Source organism: Streptomyces sp. NBC_00984 (assembly GCF_045162475.1).
In the GTDB taxonomy this organism is placed as follows: domain Bacteria; phylum Actinomycetota; class Actinomycetes; order Streptomycetales; family Streptomycetaceae; genus Streptomyces.
In genome coordinates this window covers 6672486-6687859 of record NZ_CP108734.1, presented here as the reverse complement: position 1 = coordinate 6687859, position 15374 = coordinate 6672486, and the positions used below count along the sequence as shown (strand labels likewise).

Genomic DNA, 15374 nt, shown 5'->3' with positions numbered 1-15374 from the left:
GTGACTGTGGCTGCACTTTCCGGGTCCGGGCACTGATGCGGCGCGTCCGGCGTTCTCAGCAGGAGGACAGACAGGAAGGCCCTGTCGTCAACGAAGGAAGCAGGCCAGCAATGCGCAGCACTTTCGAAGTCTCGGACACTGAGCGCGAGGAGCAGATCCTTGCGGTCTTCGAGACAGCCTTCGGAGAGCTCCTGGCCGCAGACCCGACAGCCTTCCGGGTCAAGTTCCGCAAGATGGCCGCATCACCGTTCGCGTTCTACCGGGGCACGGCCTGCCTGTATTACGCCGATCTCAGCTCGACGAGGAACGCGGACCCCTATCTGGACGAGCGAACCAGCAGGGTGTGGGTGCACGGCGATCTGCACGCTGAGAACTTCGGCACGTACATGGATTCCAATGGCCGCCTTGTCTTTAATGTGAACGACTTCGATGAAGCCTTCGTAGCCCCGTTCACCTGGGACCTCAAGCGGTTCGCCGCCTCCGTTGCGCTGATCGGGTACGCGAAGGCGCTGGGTGACGACCAGATCACCGAGCTGGTCCGGGTCTACGCGGCGGCCTACCGTGAGCGGATCCACGCACTGGCGACGGGCGCGAAGAACGACGAGGTACCGCCCTTCACGCTGGACACGGCACAGGGCCCGCTGCTGGACGCGCTGCGCGACGCCCGGTCGCTGACCCGGTTCTCGCTGCTGGACTCGATGACGGAGATCCGGGACTTCGAGCGCCGGTTCGCTCCGGGCGGCGGCTCGATCGATCTGGACGCGGCGACGCGCTACAAGGTGCTGGCCGCCTTCGACGGCTATCTGGAGACGCTGCCGGAGTCGAGCCTGACCCGCCCCGACTCCTACCGGGTGAAGGATGTCGTCGGCCGTCGCGGCATCGGTATCGGTTCGGCCGGGCTGCCCTCGTACAACATCCTCCTGGAGGGCAACAGCGACGCCCTGGAGAACGATGTGGTGATCTATCTCAAGCAGGCGCAGACCCCCGCGGTCTCCCGGCACATCACCGACGCGGCCGTGCGCGAGTACTTCCAGCACGAGGGCCACCGCACCGTGATCTCGCAGCGCGCCCTGCAGGCGCACGCCGACCCGTGGCTCGGCTGGACCGAGCTGGACGGGGCGGGCCAGCTGGTCGCCGAGGTGTCTCCGTACGCGGTCGATCTGGACTGGTCCGACATCGACGAGCCGGAGGAGATCGCGGCGGTCGTCGCCGATCTGGGCCGGGCGACGGCGACCATGCACTCCGCGGCGGACGACGAGAGCGGCCACTCGCTGGTGCCGTTCTCCACCGAGCGGGCGATCGACGCGGCCATCGCGGCCGACGAGGAGGGCTTCGCCGGTCTGCTGGTGGACTTCGCCCACAGCTACGGCGCCCGCGCCCGCGCCGACCACCAGATCTTCGTGGATCTCTTCCGCAACGGCCGCATTCCGGGGCTGTGATTCCCCGCGGCCCGTCCCTTTAGGGGTCACTTACAGGTTCGCATGCGACACTCCTCGGCGATGGACATATCCGGGACGCAGTTCAGAGTCGTTCGCGCGGCGCTTTTCACGGCGCTCGTCGTGACGCTCTCCGCTGCGTCCCACGTGCTGCTCTCCAGGGTCCCGCTGCCGCTGACCGCCGTCGCCCTGCTGGCCGGCGCGGTCTTCGCCGTGGCGTACGCGCTGGCCGGCCGGGAGCGCGGCTTCGGAGCGATCGCCGGGCTGCTGGTCCCGCTGGAGCTGGCCGCCGACACCGTCTTCACCACCGGTCAGCACGTCTGTTACGGCGCGGCCGGCGGCCCGATCGCGGGGCCGCTGCGTTCGGTCGGCGTCGACGTGCTCTGCGGCGGCCAGTTCGGCGCCGGTGCGGCACGGGCCGGTGCCGATGTCACCCCGCTCGCCTCGGTGACCGATGCCGGACACACCACGGCCGCGCTGCTGGCCTCGCCCGGCCCCGCGGTGCCGTGGCTGCTGCTCGCCGCCCATGTGACGGTCGGCCTGCTCGCCGCGGCCTGGCTCCGGCGGGGCGAGTCCGCGCTGGCCGGTCTGCTGGAGGCGGTCGCCGTCCTGGCGTTCAGGCCGCTGCTGGTCGCGGTCGCCGTGGTCGGTGCGGCCCGCCGCCCGGTACGCCGCCGGGTGCGGCCCGCCGGACACGGCCCGCACCTGCTCGTACACGCCCGTCTGCTCGTGCACTCCGTGGGACGGAGGGGACCGCCGCGCTCGGCCTGCGCCATCGCCTGAGCCCGCACATCCCCGACGACGTACCCCTCACACCATGGAGACACAGACATGAGCAATCGCAACAGCCAGGCCAACAAGTCGGCGGCCCGCGAGCGGCTGCGTGCCGAGCGCGAGCGCCAGGCCAAGAAGGACAAGGCCCGCCGGCAGATCATCGTCGGCGTCTCGATCGTTGGTGTCCTGGCCGTCGTGGGGGCCGGCACCTGGGGCATCATGCAGCTGAACAAGCCGTCCCACTGGGAGGCGGCCAAGGACGCGAAGAACGTGACCGCGCCCAAGAACACCTCGGGCGACAACGGCACCACCGTCGTCATCGGCAAGTCGAGCGCCAAGAAGACCCTGGAGCTGTACGAGGACTCGCGCTGCCCGATCTGCGGAACGTTCGAGCAGTCCGTCGGCGAGACGGTGCACAAGGACGTCGACGCCGGAAAGTACAAGATCAAGTACATCGGTGCCACGTTCATCGACGACATGAGCGGCGGCGAGGGCTCGAAGAACGCGCTGAGCGCGCTCGGTGCCGCGCTCGATGTCAGCCCGGAGGCCTTCCTCGACTACAAGGCCGCGCTCTACTCCGCGAAGTACCACCCGGAGGAGACCGACGACAAGTTCAAGGACGACTCCTACCTGATCAAGGTCGCCGACTCGGTGGACGCGCTGAAGGGCAACGCCGCCTTCCAGAAGAACGTCAAGGACGGCACGTTCGACGACTGGGCGATGAAGATGTCGGCGGCGTTCGAGGACAGCGGCGTGAAGGGCACCCCGACGCTGAAGATGGACGGCAAGGCACTCACCGACGGCCAGAGCAAGAACGCTCCGATGACGGTGGATGCCTTCAACACCGCGATCACGGCCGCGCTGAAGGGCTGACCGGCCGGCGACATCCCGGCAGCGGCTCCCCTGCGGGCAGGCGAACTTCCTTCGTTCGCCTGCCCGTTCGCTTTACCGGTCAGTAGGGTTCTGCCCCGTGACCAGTCGACACCTTTCCCCGCCGCTCTCCGCCCCCAGCCGCCGCACGGTCGTCAAGGCCGCTGCCGCCACCGCCGTCGCGGCCCCCGTGCTGGGCTCCGCCGCCACCGCGCGCGCCGCGGACGGGCCCGCCTTCCTGCACGGCGTCGCCTCGGGCGACCCCCTCCCCGACGGCATCCTGCTCTGGACCCGTGTCACCCCGACCCCCGACGCGGTGCCCGGTTCGGGCCGCGGCGCCGATACGGCGGTGCGCTGGGAGGTCGCCGAGGACAAGGACTTCGCCCGGGTCGTCGCCCGGGGCACGACCGTCGCGAAGGCCGCGTCCGACCACACCGTCAAGGCCGATGTGCGGGGCCTGTCCCCCGCCACCGCGTACTGGTTCCGCTTCTCGGCGGGCGACGGTACGGAGACCGTCTCACCGGCCGGCCGCACCCGGACGGCTCCCGCGGCCGGGGCCGCCATACCCGGCGTGCGGTTCGGGGTGGTGTCGTGCGCCAACTGGGAGGCCGGGTACTTCTCCTCGTACCGCCACCTCGCCGCCCGCGCCGATCTCGACGCGGTCCTTCATCTCGGCGACTACATCTACGAGTACGCGTCGGGCAGTTACCCGGACGCGAAATACGTCGTACGGCCGCACGAGCCGAAGCACGAGATCCTCACCCTCGCCGACTACCGCACCCGGCACGCCACGTACAAGACGGACGCCGACCTCCAGACCCTGCACGCCACCCACCCGGTGATCGCGATCTGGGACGACCACGAGTTCGCCAACGACGCCTGGTCGGGCGGGGCCGAGAACCACACGCCGGACACGGAGGGTTCCTGGGCGGACCGGGCGGCGGGCGCCAAGCAGGCGTACTTCGAGTGGATGCCGGTCCGCGCCTCCACCGAGGGCACCGTCTACCGGCGGCTGTGCTTCGGCAACCTGGCCGATCTCCATCTTCTCGACCTGCGCACCTTCCGCTCCCGGCAGGCCTCCATCGGCAGCGGCGCGGTCGACGACCCGGAGCGCACCATCACCGGCCGGGCGCAGCTGGACTGGCTGAAGTCGGGGCTGGCCGGCTCGGACGCCACCTGGAAGCTGGTCGGCACGTCGGTGATGATCTCGCCGGTCGCGTTCGGCTCCGTGCCCGCCCATCTGCTGGAGCCGCTGGCCGAGTTGCTGGGGCTGCCCAAGGAGGGCCTCGCCGTCAACGTCGACCAGTGGGACGGCTACACGGACGACCGCAAGGAGCTGATCTCGCACCTGCGGGACCGGTCGATCACCAACACGGTCTTCCTGACCGGCGACATCCACATGGCGTGGGCCAACGACGTACCGGTGAAGGCGGCGACGTATCCGCTCTCCGCCTCGGCCGCCACCGAGTTCGTGGTGACATCGGTGACCTCGGACAACATCGACGACATCCTGCATGTGGCGCCGCAGACGGTCTCGGTGGTCGCGGCCGCCGCGGTCAAGGCCGCCAACCGCCATGTGAAGTGGGTGGACATGGACTCGCACGGCTACGGCGTCCTCGATGTGACCGCCGAGCGCTCGCAGATGGACTACTACGCGGTCTCCGACCGGACGAAGCGGGACGCCACCTCCGCATGGACGCGTTCGTACCGGACGCTCAGCGGGACGCAGAAGGTCGAGCGGGTGGACCGCCCGGTGCGCTGAGGGTTCATTTTCGGCCACTCCCTCATATGTTGACGGTGCATTGCATCGCTACGGCGGGTGGTGTGCCCCATGGCCCGAATGGGGACACACCGCCCGCCGGGGTAACGCCCACGGTTACGTCGCCGTCTCAAACTCTGGAACGCGAAGAAAGATTTCTTCCGGTTTCCACCCTTTGGCGCATGCCTGATTGGGCCTGATCATTCCTCCTCCGGAGCTGACATGCGCACGTAATCTCCCGGCGGCGGGTGAGGAAAAACCTCTCCCACACATCCGCGAGGAGTCCCCGTGCGCACTCTTGCCCGTATATCGCCGCGTATGCGTAACCGTGCGATCGGCACCGCAGTTCTGGCCGGAACTCTGGCCCTGGCACCGCTCTCCGCCCCCTCCGGCTCCGCCGCCTCCGCCGCCTCCGCCGCCTCCAAGGTCTCCGCGTCGTCCGCCCAGAAGTGCGGGGACGGATCCGGCGCCGGCGCCACGGCGCGGGAGGCCCGCCCCTCGGGCGCCGCCCACACCGACGACCCCAACGAGCTGACCGCGCCCCAGGCCAAGGCCATGGACGCGCAGTTGAAGCAGAGACTCGCGGACCGCCGGCTCAGCGGCTCCTCGCTCACCGCGGGCGCGACGATCCCGGTGTACTTCCACGTCGTGCACTCCGGGACGACCGGCAAGCTCAGCGCGTCCGCGATCAGCAGCCAGATGAGCGTCCTGAACGCCGCCTACAGCGGACAGGGCTCGGGCAACACGAACTCCGGCTTCCAGTACACGCTGGCCGGCACGGACTACACGGACAACAGCTCCTGGTACGACGGCGTCTCCCCGGGCTCCGCCGCCGAGAAGGCCATGAAGTCCTCGCTGCGCAAGGGCGGCGCGAACGCCCTCAACATCTACACCGCCAACCTCGGCGGCGGCCTGCTGGGCTGGGCCACCTTCCCCAGCTCGTACAAGTCCAATCCCTCGGACGACGGCGTCGTCATCCTCGACGCCTCGCTGCCCGGCGGCTCCGCCACCAACTACAACGAGGGCGACACCGCCACCCACGAGGTCGGCCACTGGATGGGGCTGTACCACACGTTCCAGGGCGGCTGCAACGGCAACGGCGACTACGTGGCCGACACCCCGGCCGAGAAGAGCGCCGCGTACGAGTGCCCGACCGGACGTGACACCTGCACCAACAAGACCGGGGTCGACCCGATCCACAACTTCATGGACTACACGTACGACTCGTGCATGACCCAGTTCACCGCGGGCCAGGTGCAGCGGATGAGCGACAGCTGGACCGCGTACCGGGGCTGACCCGTCCGAGGGGCCCCGCGCGATGCGGGGCCCCTCGCTCCGTCACAGCGTGGCGAGGAAGCCGAGCGCGACCTTCCAGGCCAGCTCGGCCGATGCCTGGTCGAAGTCGGGCAGTTCGGCGTCCGTGAAGAGATGGCCCGCGCCCGGGTAGCGGTAGACCTCGACATCGGCGCCGGTCCGCTGCATCTGCAGATACCAGGAGTTCAGCCAGTCGTGCGTCTCGAACGGGTCCGGGTCGGCGACGTGCAGCTGTACCGGCAGCTCGTCCACGGACGCGTTCTCGGCGATGTCCGAGGTGCCGTGGAACAGCAGCAGACCGCGGGCCTTCTCGTCGCCGAGCGCCAGGGTCTGCGCGGTGGCGGCGCCGAACGAGAAACCCGCGTACACCAGGCCCCGGTCCGAGTAGGGGGCGGCGGCCAGCACGGCCCGCCGGAGCAGTTCGTCCTTGCCCACCTCTTCCTTGAAGGCCATGCCTTCCTCGACGGTTTCGAACGTGTGCCCCTCAAAGAGATCGGGCACCTGTACCTCGTGCCCGGCGGCGCGGAGCCGGTCGGCCGCCGCATGCACCGCGGGGCGCAGTCCGTACGTCGAGTGGAAAAGCATGATGTTCATGAGTCCCATGGTGCCAGCTACGGTCAGGAGCATGGAGAACGACGGGATGGAGAACATACTGCGCCCGCTGATCGTCGTCGGCGGCTCGGCCGTGATCACGCTGCTGGTCGGCGGGCTGGTGGATCTGCTGCTCAGACGGGCCGACGGCCGGCACCACGACACCCCGCTGTGGGGGCTGCTGCGCCGCTGCCGGATTCCGCTCCAGCTGACGCTGTGCGCGGCGCTGCTGCGCGGCTCGTACACCCACACCCGGCTCGAAGTGATCAAGGATCACCGGACGGGGATCGGCCAGGTCCTGACGCTGGTGCTGATCGGGGCCTCGGCCTGGCTGGTGGTGCGCATCGCGACGGCCGTCGTCGATTCCCTCTACGCGAGGTACGCCGCGAACACCACCGATCCGGCGCGGGTGCGGCGGGTCCGTACCCAGGTGACGCTGATCCAGCGGGTGGTCACCGCGATCGTGGCGACGGTCGCCGTCGGTGCGATGCTCCTGACCTTCCCGACGATGCGGACCTTCGGCACCTCGATGCTGGCCTCGGCCGGTGTGCTCGGCATCGTCGCGGGTGTGGCCGCCCAGTCGACGCTCGGCAATCTCTTCGCGGGGCTGCAGATCGCGTTCGGCGACATGGTGCGCATCGGTGACACGGTGGTGGTGGATGGCGAGTGGGGCACGATCGAGGAGATCACGCTGACCTTCCTCACGGTGCGGACCTGGGACGAGCGGCGGATCACGATGCCCGTCTCGTACTTCACCGGCAAGCCGTTCGAGAACTGGTCGCGCGGCAGCGCGCAGATGACCGGCTCGGTCTTCTTCCTCGACCACTCCGCCCCGGTCGCCGCGATGCGCGAGCAGCTGCGGGACGTCCTGGGCGAGTGCGCCGCCTGGGACGGCCGTGACTGGTCCCTCGCCGTCACCGACACCACGCCGTCGACGATCCTGGTCCGCGCGGTGGTCACGGCGAAGGATCCGGGCGACATCTGGACGGTGCGCTGTGCCGTACGGGAGCAGCTCATCGGCTGGCTGCGCGACCACCATCCGTACGCGCTGCCGAGGATCGCGACGGCGCCCGCGGCGCTCCCGGCAGCCGACGAGTGGCCGCATCCGTCCCGCCCGACGGACGAGAAACCCGCGGACCGGGTCAAGTCCCCCCGCACGGGACGCGGCTGACGGGGACGGCGGGCGGCGGCCCGGCCAGGCCCCGGGCCGCTCGGCCCTCCCGCCTCACCGCAGGCTGCGGACGTCCAGCTGGCGCAGCACCCGGTCGACGATCTCCGGGTCCGCCCCCGCCTCGTTGCGGGCCGACAGCACCGCGTGGCGTGCGGCCGACATCATCTCGCGCTGGACGCGGCTGACCGCCTTGAAGCGCTCGGCCCGCTTCGCGTACGCCTCGCGGCGCTCGTCGTCGACCATGTCGGGACTGATCCGCGCCCCCACGTCGTACGCCAGCCGGTGCAGCCGCTCGGTGACCTCGTCCGGGAACTCCTCGACCTCCTGGATCTCCTTGAGACGCTCCTTCGCGGCCTTCGCGGCGCGGATCGCGAGGTCCTTCTCCAGTGCCTCCTCGGCGTCCGTGTCCGCCGTGACCCGGAGCTTGCGGACCAGCCACGGCAGGGTGAGCCCCTGGACGACGAGCGTGGCCATGATCACGGCGAAGGCGATGAAGACGATCTCGTCGCGGCCCGGGAACGGCTTCCCGTCGTCCGTCTTCAGCGGGATCGCGAGCGCCAGCGCGACCGAGGCCACTCCGCGCATCCCCGCCCACCACATGACGACGGTCTCCCGCCAGCTGGTGGGGATCTCCTCGCTGACGTCGCGCCGGGTGTGCAGCCGCTTGGCGAGCCAGGTGGCGGGCAGCAGATAGAGCAGCCGCACGCCGACGACGACCACGACCACGGCGAGTCCCCAGCCCAGCATCTGGAGTGCGCGCCCGTCCGCCGTCCCGAAGACGTTGTGCAGTTCGAGGCCGATCAGCCCGAAGGCGACCCCGGTGACGAGCGTGTCGACGATCTCCCAGAAGGTACGGCCGGTGAGCCGCCCGAGGACGTCGTCGGCGTCGGCGGTGTGCTCGGCGAGGAAGAGCGCGGTGGTGAGGACGGCGAGAACACCCGACCCCATCAGCTCCTCCGCGAGCACATAACTCACGAACGGCACCAGCAGGGTGAGGCCGACCTGGAGCGTGGCGTCGCCGAGCAGACCCATGAGCTTGATGGTGAGCCAGCCCAGCACCAGACCCACGACCACGGCCACCACCGCCGAGAGGATCAGCAGCCCGAACGCCTCCGGCAGCGAGAAGCTCCCGCTCACCGCGGCGGCGATCGCCACGTGGTACAGCACGATCGCGGTCACATCGTTGAACAGCCCCTCGCCCTCCAGGATGGAGACGAGCCTGCGCGGCAGCCCGACCGAGCCGGCGACGGCCGTCGCCGCGACCGGGTCGGGCGGGGCGACGAGCGCGCCGAGCGCCACGGCCGCGGCGATGGGCAGCCCGGGGACGATCGCATTGGCGACCGCGGCGACGGCGGCCGTCGTGACGAAGACCAGCGCCACGGCCAGTAGAAAGATCGGTCGTTTATTGGCGGTGAACTGCCGCCAGGAAGTCCGCTGCACGGAGGCGTAGAGCAGCGGTGGCAGCAGCGCCGGAAGGATGATCTCCGGCGGGATGTCCACATTCGGCACGAAGCTGAGGAACGCCATGCCGACCCCGGCGAGCGTCATCAGCACCGGCGCGGGCAGCCCGAGACGCTCTCCCAGCGGAACCGTGACCACAGCCCCGAGCAACAGCAGGAGGAGCAGTGCCATTTGGTCCACGGGGTGCCTTCCGGAGCGCGGGACGCCGATCTCCGTGATCGGCGGATCTGGGGTCAAAGCCTGCCACGCAAGGCCCGCAATCCAGACAACACCCCCTCATTCCCGCCTCCTCGACCGGCATTCCTCCGATGTCTATACCGTCGGCCCCCTTCCCCTGCTTCCCCGGGGCGGGCAGTATGCGGCGTGCGTGATTCAAGGACAGGAACTGTCACCACATACATGACTGGCAGGAGAGACCACGTGACCGCGTTCTCCCGAAGGCATTTCGTCTCCACCGCCGCTGCCGGAACATCCGCACTCTGGCTGGCCGGCTCCCGTACCTCATGGGCGGCGGTCGGCCCCGTACCGACGGAGCACCCGGACATCGACATCCATGAGAAGACCGTCCGCGACGCCGCCATGACCTGGCGCACGCTCCCCGCCGACTGGCAGCAGGCCCCGTTCCTCGCCAACGGCCGTCTCGGCGCCCAGCTGTACGCCGGAGAGACCGCCGACACGCTGAAGCTGATGATCAGTCACAGCCAGGTGCAGGACCAGCGCGGCCAGTGGCGCGGCGGCATCGGCTTCTCCCGCCTCCCCATCGGGTACTTCACCCTGACCCTCGCCGGGGAGATCACCGCCGTCGACTGGACCCTGGACCTGTACGACGCCGAGCTGCGCGGCACCATCACCACGACCCGTGGCTCCCTGGCCTTCTCCGCCCTCGTCCAGAACGACACCGGCGCCCTGCTGGTCTCCACCCGCCCCAGCCCCGGCGAGGAGTCCGCGGCCTGGTCCTTCCAGTGGCTGCGGGCCGCCACCACCCGCACCAGCGGCAGGCCCGAGGACTACACACCCAATCCGGACCCCCGGACCGGCGACGGCTTCGTCGAGCAGCCGCTGCTCGCGGGCGGCGGCTGGACCACCGCCTGGCGCGAGCGGCGCGAGGGCACCGGCCGGCTGCTCGCCGCGCACCTCGTGTACCGCTTCCCCGGCCAGGTGTCCGGGGCGACGGCCGACGCGCTGCGGGCCGTGGACCGCACCCTGGCGGCCGCCCCGGACCGGCTGGTGGACCGGCACCGCCGCTGGTGGCACGCGTACTACCGGCGCAGCTTCCTCTCCGTACCGGACAAGCGGCTGCAGAGCTTCTATCTCATCCAGCTCTACAAGCTCGCCGCGTCGACCAGGGCCGACGGCCCGACGATCTCCGAATGGGGCCCGTGGTTCCCCGAGGTCGGCAACAACTGGACCGCGGTCTGGTGGAACCTCAACGTCCAGATCGGCATGGCCCCCGTCCACGGCTCCAACCACCCCGAACTCGACTCGGTGACCGGCGCCTTCCGCCGCTTCGAGCACAATCTCCCGGCCTCGGTCCCGGCCGACTACCGCGACGGCGAGAGCTACGCGCTGGGCCACCCCTCCGACTGGCAGCTGCGCGCGGGCGACACCTACGACGTCGGCGCCCCCGGCTCGGCCCATGTCTCCGACAACTTCGGCAATCTCACCTGGGCGCTGCACAACGTCTGGCAGTCCTACCGGCACTCGATGGACCTGTCGGTCCTGCGCGACGTGGTGTACCCGATCCTCGCGAAGGCCATCAACTTCTACGCGCACTTCCTGCACGAGGGCCCGGACGGCCGTCTGCACCTGCCGGAGACCCGCTCCCCCGAGTACGCCAACGCCGTGGACTGCACCTACGACCTCTCGCTGATCCGCTGGGGCGTGCGCACCCTGATCGCGTCGGCGAAGCTGCTGCGGAACGACGATCCGCGGCTGAAGCGCTGGCAGGACATCGAACGGCGCCTCACCCCGTACGCCGAGGACCCGGCGGCCGGCGTCATGATCGGCAAGGACGTCCCGCTCGCCGACTCGCACCGGCACCACTCGCACCTGCTGTGGCTGTACCCGCTGCGCGAACGGAACTGGGACCGCCCCGGGGACCGCGAGGTGATGCGGCGCTCCATGGACCACTGGGTCTCCATGCAGCAGCTGTGGCACGGCTACAGCTACGCCACCGCCTCGTCCATGTACGCGGTGACGGGCGAGCCGGAGAAGGCCCTCGACTTCCTGACCTTCTTCACCGACCTCAACGTGGTCGCGGACTGCCGGATGACGGTCAACACGATGTACCGGGAGGGCAAGAACCTCGCCCTGGAGAGCCCGCTGTCCGCCGCCCAGTCGATGCTCGACATGGTGGTGCAGAGCCACGAGGGGGTGGTGAAGGTCTTCCCGTCCGTCTCGGACCGCTGGGCGGACGCGTCGATCGCGTCGCTGCGCACCCAGGGCGCCTTCCTGGTGGACGCCGACCGCTCGGGCGGTGCCACGCGCTGGGTACGGGTGCACAGCGAGGCGGGCGCACCGCTGACCCTGGACCACTCGATCAGGGGCCGGATCGAGGTACGGGACGCGCACGGGCGCCCGCTGCACTGGCGGGAGATCTCACCGGGCCGGATCACGGTCGCCCTGCCGCGCGGCTCCACGGCGGTGGTCACCCCGCAGGGTTCGCGCCGCCCGCGGACGGCCCCGCGCGATGTGCCGTCGAACGGTACGTGGACCCGCTGGGGCCTGCCCGGCTGAACCGCCGGGCCGGGGCCCTCAGCCCCGCAGGGTGCGGCGCATCGCCCGGTGGGGGATGCCCGCGTCCGGGAACTCGGGGCCGTACGCCACATAGCCGAGGCGCTCGTAGAAGCCCAGCGCATGGGTCTGGGCGTGCAGGTCGACGGCGGCCAGACCGAGCTCACGGGCCGCGTCCTCGATGGCCCGGACCAGCGCCGCGCCGACGCCGAGGCCGCGTGCCTCCTTGGTGACCGCGAGCCTGCCGAGCGAACCGACGGCCGGGTCGCCGCCCGTCTTCGCGGCGGCGGCCGGGCCGTGCAGCAGCCGCCCGGTGCCCAGCGCCGAGCCGTCCGCCGCGACGGCGACGACATGCAGGGCGCCCGCGTCGTAGGCGTCGTACTCGATCTCCTCGGGCACGTCCTGCTCGCCGACGAAGACGTCCTTGCGGACCAGGAAGCAGGCCGCGAGGTCCTGCTCGTCGACGACGGTGCGCGTGGTGTACGGGGCGGGCGTCCCGGTCATTCGCTCTCCGCCGCGATCTTGTCCAGGGCCTGCTGGAGATCGTCCGGGTAGCTGCTGGTGAACTCCACCCAGCTGCCGTCGGACGGGTGCTCGAAGCCGAGCCGGACGGCGTGCAGCCACTGCCGGGTCAGGCCGAGGCGCTTGGCCATCGTCGGGTCGGCGCCGTAGGTGAGGTCACCGACGCAGGGGTGGCGGTGGGCGGACATGTGCACCCGGATCTGGTGCGTACGGCCCGTCTCCAGCTTGATGTCCAGGAGGCTGGCGGAGCGGTAGGCCTCGATGAGGTCGTAATGCGTCACGGAGGGCTTGCCCTCGGCCGTGACGGCCCACTTGTAGTCGTGGTTGGGGTGGCGCCCGATGGGGGCGTCGATGGTGCCGCTCATCGGGTCCGGGTGGCCCTGCACCAGCGCGTGGTACTTCTTCTCGACGACCCGGTCGCGGAACTGCGCCTTCAGCAGGGTGTAGGCCCGCTCGGACTTGGCGACGACCATCAGGCCGGAGGTGCCGACGTCGAGACGGTGGACGATGCCCTGGCGCTCGGCGGCACCGGACGTCGAGATCCGGTACCCGGCGGCGGCGAGACCCCCGATGACGGTCGTGCCGGTCCAGCCGGGGCTCGGGTGGGCGGCGACCCCGACCGGCTTCACGATCACGACGATGTCGTCGTCGTCGTGCACGATCTCCATGCCCTCGACGGGCTCGGCGACGATCTGCACCGGAGCGGGCGCCTGCGGCATCTCCACTTCCAGCCAGGCACCGCCCCGGACCCGCTCGGACTTCCCGACCACCGAGCCGTCCACCTGCACCTTCCCGGCGGCTGCCAGCTCGGCGGCCTTGGTGCGGGAGAAACCGAACATCCGGGAAATGGCGGCGTCGACACGCTCGCCCTCCAGACCGTCGGGTACGGGCAGGGTGCGGACCTCGGGATACGTACTCACCTGTCGAGTATGCCTTGCGGCTGCTAGTCCTTGTGCACGGTGCCGTCGGGGTCCAGGCCCTTGAAGGAAAGGATCACGATCAGGATGCCGCCGCAGACGATCGCGGAGTCGGCGAGGTTGAAGACGGCGAAGTGCGCCGGGGCGATGAAGTCCACCACCGCGCCCTGGAAGGTGCCCGGGGCACGGAAGATGCGGTCGGTGAGATTGCCGAGCGCACCGCCGAGCAGCAGGCCGAGCGCGATGGCCCACGGCAGGCTGTAGAGCTTGCGCGCGAGCCGGGCGATCACGACGATGACGGTCGCCGCGATGAACGTGAAGATGATGGTGTACGCCTCACCGATACCGAACGCGGCTCCGGCGTTGCGGATCGCGCTGAGCTGCAGCCAGTCGCCGATGAGCTCGACCGGCTCATGGTGCTCCAGCTTCGCGACCACGAGCATCTTGCTGATCAGGTCGATGAGGTAGGCGAACACGGCCACGGCGAAGAGCACCATGATCCTCCGCTTGCCCCTGCTCGGGGCGGTCTCCCCGCCCCGGTCGTCGGCCCGGTCCGCGGCCTCGCCCCCTTCGGCCCCCTCAGCATCGGGGATGTCCGGCGTACCGATGATGCGCTCCGCCTCTGCCACGTGAATCCCTCAACCTAGGTTCCTGACTGAGGACGAGGGTACGACACACCGCCGGGGATCAACCGCGGCGCTCCTGCTTCTGTTTGTCCTCGACACAGAGCGTGGCGCGCGGGAACGCCTGCATCCGCGCCTTGCCGATCGGATTGCCGCAGATCTCGCACAGTCCGTACGTCCCGGCGTCGAGCCGGGCCAGGGCCCGCTCGGTCTGCTCCAGCATCTCCTGGGCGTTGGCGGCGAGCGACATCTCGTGCTCGCGGGTGATGTTCTTGGTGCCGGTGTCCGCCTCGTCATCACCCGCGCCGTCACCGGAGTCACGCATCAGTCCGGCGAGCGCGGCGCTCGCGGCCTCCAGCTCACTGCGCAGCCGCATGGTCTCGCTGCTCAGCACGGCCCGCGCCTCGGCGACCTCCTCCGAGGTCCAGGGGTCCTCGCCCGGCCGGACCGCCAGCTCGCCGGGGGCTGTCGTGACGATCCCACCCGCCGGGGGCACGGGCGCCGCGCCCGTGCCGGCCGTGCGGGTCCGGGCCGCGCTCTTCTTGGCTACCACCGTGTGGGCTCCCGTCTTCCCGGCGGCCTCGGCCGCCCCCTTGGCCGCGGACGCGGCCCTCTTCGAAGCCTTCTTGGCCGCGCTCTTCTTCGCAGGTGCGTTCTCGGGCGGCTCCGCGGGCCCGGCATCCTCGTGCTCGGCATCCTCGTGCTCGGCGGACGCCGCCTTCGTGCCGGCCGCTGTCTTCCCGGCCGCGGATTTCTTCGCCGCCGTCTTCTTCGCGGCGGTCTTCTTCGCCACCATGGCCGCGGCCCCTTCACATATTGTGATCTTGCACGCGAATCGTGCTGGGACGATAAATCGACCCCAGCGCCGCGGCAACGGGGCACGCCGCCGAATCGCCCCTCCCCGCGTCCGGATACCGACCTGCCTGCATCCGTTGTGCCCAGCTCACCGCCGGGTAATCCGCCTCCCGGCACCCCGCCCGGACTCCGTGCTCCTCCGTCTGCCCATTCGGGTCACGCCCGCCCCTCGGGTTAAACCGGTCGGCCGTCGCCCGTACGGGCCCGTACACTGGGCCCAGCGAGAGGCGTGGATGGGACGAGTAGCGTCGTACGCAGCCAGGAGCGACCCGGGGACGGTGGAAGCCCGGGGGCGAGCGCGTCGTGAAGATCACCCGGAGCCGTCGGAAGAAAGCTTTGGACAGTGGG

At 70.3% G+C, this 15374-nt stretch carries 13 protein-coding genes; 7 read left to right on the top strand and 6 right to left on the bottom strand.

Features of this window, described 5'->3' with window-relative positions:
• Positions 1–110: 110 nt before the first annotated feature.
• The 5 genes from OG520_RS29870 to OG520_RS29850 all read left to right on the top strand — a co-directional run bounded on the left by OG520_RS29870 (position 111) and on the right by OG520_RS29850 (position 6135).
• Complete coding sequence (locus OG520_RS29870) at positions 111–1439, top strand: DUF2252 domain-containing protein (protein WP_389970231.1); 1329 nt, start codon at positions 111–113, stop codon at positions 1437–1439.
• Positions 1440–1499: 60 nt separating this feature from the next.
• Complete coding sequence (locus OG520_RS29865; RefSeq protein WP_406015227.1) at positions 1500–2219, top strand: hypothetical protein; 720 nt, start codon at positions 1500–1502, stop codon at positions 2217–2219.
• A gap of 48 nt (positions 2220–2267) precedes the next feature.
• Positions 2268–3083, top strand: a complete 816-nt coding sequence (locus OG520_RS29860) for a DsbA family protein (protein ID WP_406015226.1) — start codon at positions 2268–2270, stop codon at positions 3081–3083.
• Positions 3084–3180: 97 nt separating this feature from the next.
• Positions 3181–4842 (top strand): alkaline phosphatase D family protein, encoded by a 1662-nt coding sequence (locus OG520_RS29855; protein ID WP_406015225.1) that lies wholly within the window; start codon positions 3181–3183, stop codon positions 4840–4842.
• 315 nt (positions 4843–5157) lie between these two features.
• Positions 5158–6135 carry a zinc metalloprotease gene (locus OG520_RS29850; protein WP_406015224.1) on the top strand — a complete coding sequence of 326 codons (978 nt, stop codon included), beginning with the start codon at positions 5158–5160 and terminating at the stop codon, positions 6133–6135.
• Positions 6136–6177: 42 nt separating this feature from the next.
• On the opposite strand, the gene OG520_RS29845 is transcribed toward OG520_RS29850, so the two are convergent.
• Complete coding sequence (locus OG520_RS29845; protein ID WP_399326781.1) at positions 6178–6756, bottom strand: dienelactone hydrolase family protein; 579 nt, start codon at positions 6754–6756, stop codon at positions 6178–6180.
• Between the two features lie 37 nt (positions 6757–6793).
• Between OG520_RS29845 and OG520_RS29840 the strand changes: the two genes are divergently transcribed.
• Positions 6794–7915: a mechanosensitive ion channel family protein gene (locus OG520_RS29840; RefSeq protein ID WP_406016596.1), complete on the top strand. Its 1122-nt coding sequence runs from the start codon at positions 6794–6796 to the stop codon at positions 7913–7915.
• Between the two features lie 54 nt (positions 7916–7969).
• Here the strand turns inward: OG520_RS29840 and OG520_RS29835 are convergent, their stop codons facing one another.
• Positions 7970–9556, bottom strand: coding sequence for a Na+/H+ antiporter (locus OG520_RS29835; RefSeq protein WP_406015223.1), 1587 nt, complete (start codon positions 9554–9556; stop codon positions 7970–7972).
• A 240-nt stretch (positions 9557–9796) separates the two neighbouring features.
• Between OG520_RS29835 and OG520_RS29830 the strand changes: the two genes are divergently transcribed.
• Positions 9797–12112 carry a glycosyl hydrolase family 95 catalytic domain-containing protein gene (locus tag OG520_RS29830; RefSeq protein ID WP_406015222.1) on the top strand — a complete coding sequence of 772 codons (2316 nt, stop codon included), beginning with the start codon at positions 9797–9799 and terminating at the stop codon, positions 12110–12112.
• 18 nt (positions 12113–12130) lie between these two features.
• Here the strand turns inward: OG520_RS29830 and OG520_RS29825 are convergent, their stop codons facing one another.
• The 4 genes from OG520_RS29825 to OG520_RS29810 are packed head-to-tail and all read right to left on the bottom strand — an operon-like array spanning position 12131 to position 14967.
• Complete coding sequence (locus tag OG520_RS29825; RefSeq protein ID WP_399325874.1) at positions 12131–12613, bottom strand: GNAT family N-acetyltransferase; 483 nt, start codon at positions 12611–12613, stop codon at positions 12131–12133.
• Positions 12610–13551, bottom strand: a complete 942-nt coding sequence (locus OG520_RS29820) for an RluA family pseudouridine synthase (RefSeq protein ID WP_266420493.1) — start codon at positions 13549–13551, stop codon at positions 12610–12612. The genes OG520_RS29825 and OG520_RS29820 overlap by 4 nt, the downstream gene beginning before the upstream one ends.
• 23 nt (positions 13552–13574) lie before the next feature.
• On the bottom strand, positions 13575–14177 hold the full coding sequence (lspA, locus tag OG520_RS29815) for a signal peptidase II (protein ID WP_406015221.1): 603 nt from the start codon (positions 14175–14177) through the stop codon (positions 13575–13577).
• Between the two features lie 58 nt (positions 14178–14235).
• Positions 14236–14967, bottom strand: coding sequence for a TraR/DksA family transcriptional regulator (locus tag OG520_RS29810; RefSeq protein ID WP_406015220.1), 732 nt, complete (start codon positions 14965–14967; stop codon positions 14236–14238).
• Positions 14968–15374 lie beyond the last annotated feature (407 nt).

Excerpts from the sequence above, each read along its gene's own strand:
- OG520_RS29870 (WP_389970231.1), top strand. The coding sequence starts at position 111 with ATGCGCAGCACTTTCGAAGTCTCGGACACTGAGCGCGAGGAGCAGATC.
- OG520_RS29840 (WP_406016596.1), top strand. The coding sequence starts at position 6,794 with ATGGAGAACATACTGCGCCCGCTGATCGTCGTCGGCGGCTCGGCCGTG.
- OG520_RS29865 (WP_406015227.1), top strand. The coding sequence starts at position 1,500 with ATGGACATATCCGGGACGCAGTTCAGAGTCGTTCGCGCGGCGCTTTTC.
- OG520_RS29810 (WP_406015220.1), bottom strand. The coding sequence starts at position 14,967 with ATGGTGGCGAAGAAGACCGCCGCGAAGAAGACGGCGGCGAAGAAATCC.
- OG520_RS29845 (WP_399326781.1), bottom strand. The coding sequence starts at position 6,756 with ATGGGACTCATGAACATCATGCTTTTCCACTCGACGTACGGACTGCGC.
- OG520_RS29850 (WP_406015224.1), top strand. The coding sequence starts at position 5,158 with ATGCGTAACCGTGCGATCGGCACCGCAGTTCTGGCCGGAACTCTGGCC.
- OG520_RS29860 (WP_406015226.1), top strand. The coding sequence starts at position 2,268 with ATGAGCAATCGCAACAGCCAGGCCAACAAGTCGGCGGCCCGCGAGCGG.
- OG520_RS29825 (WP_399325874.1), bottom strand. The coding sequence starts at position 12,613 with ATGACCGGGACGCCCGCCCCGTACACCACGCGCACCGTCGTCGACGAG.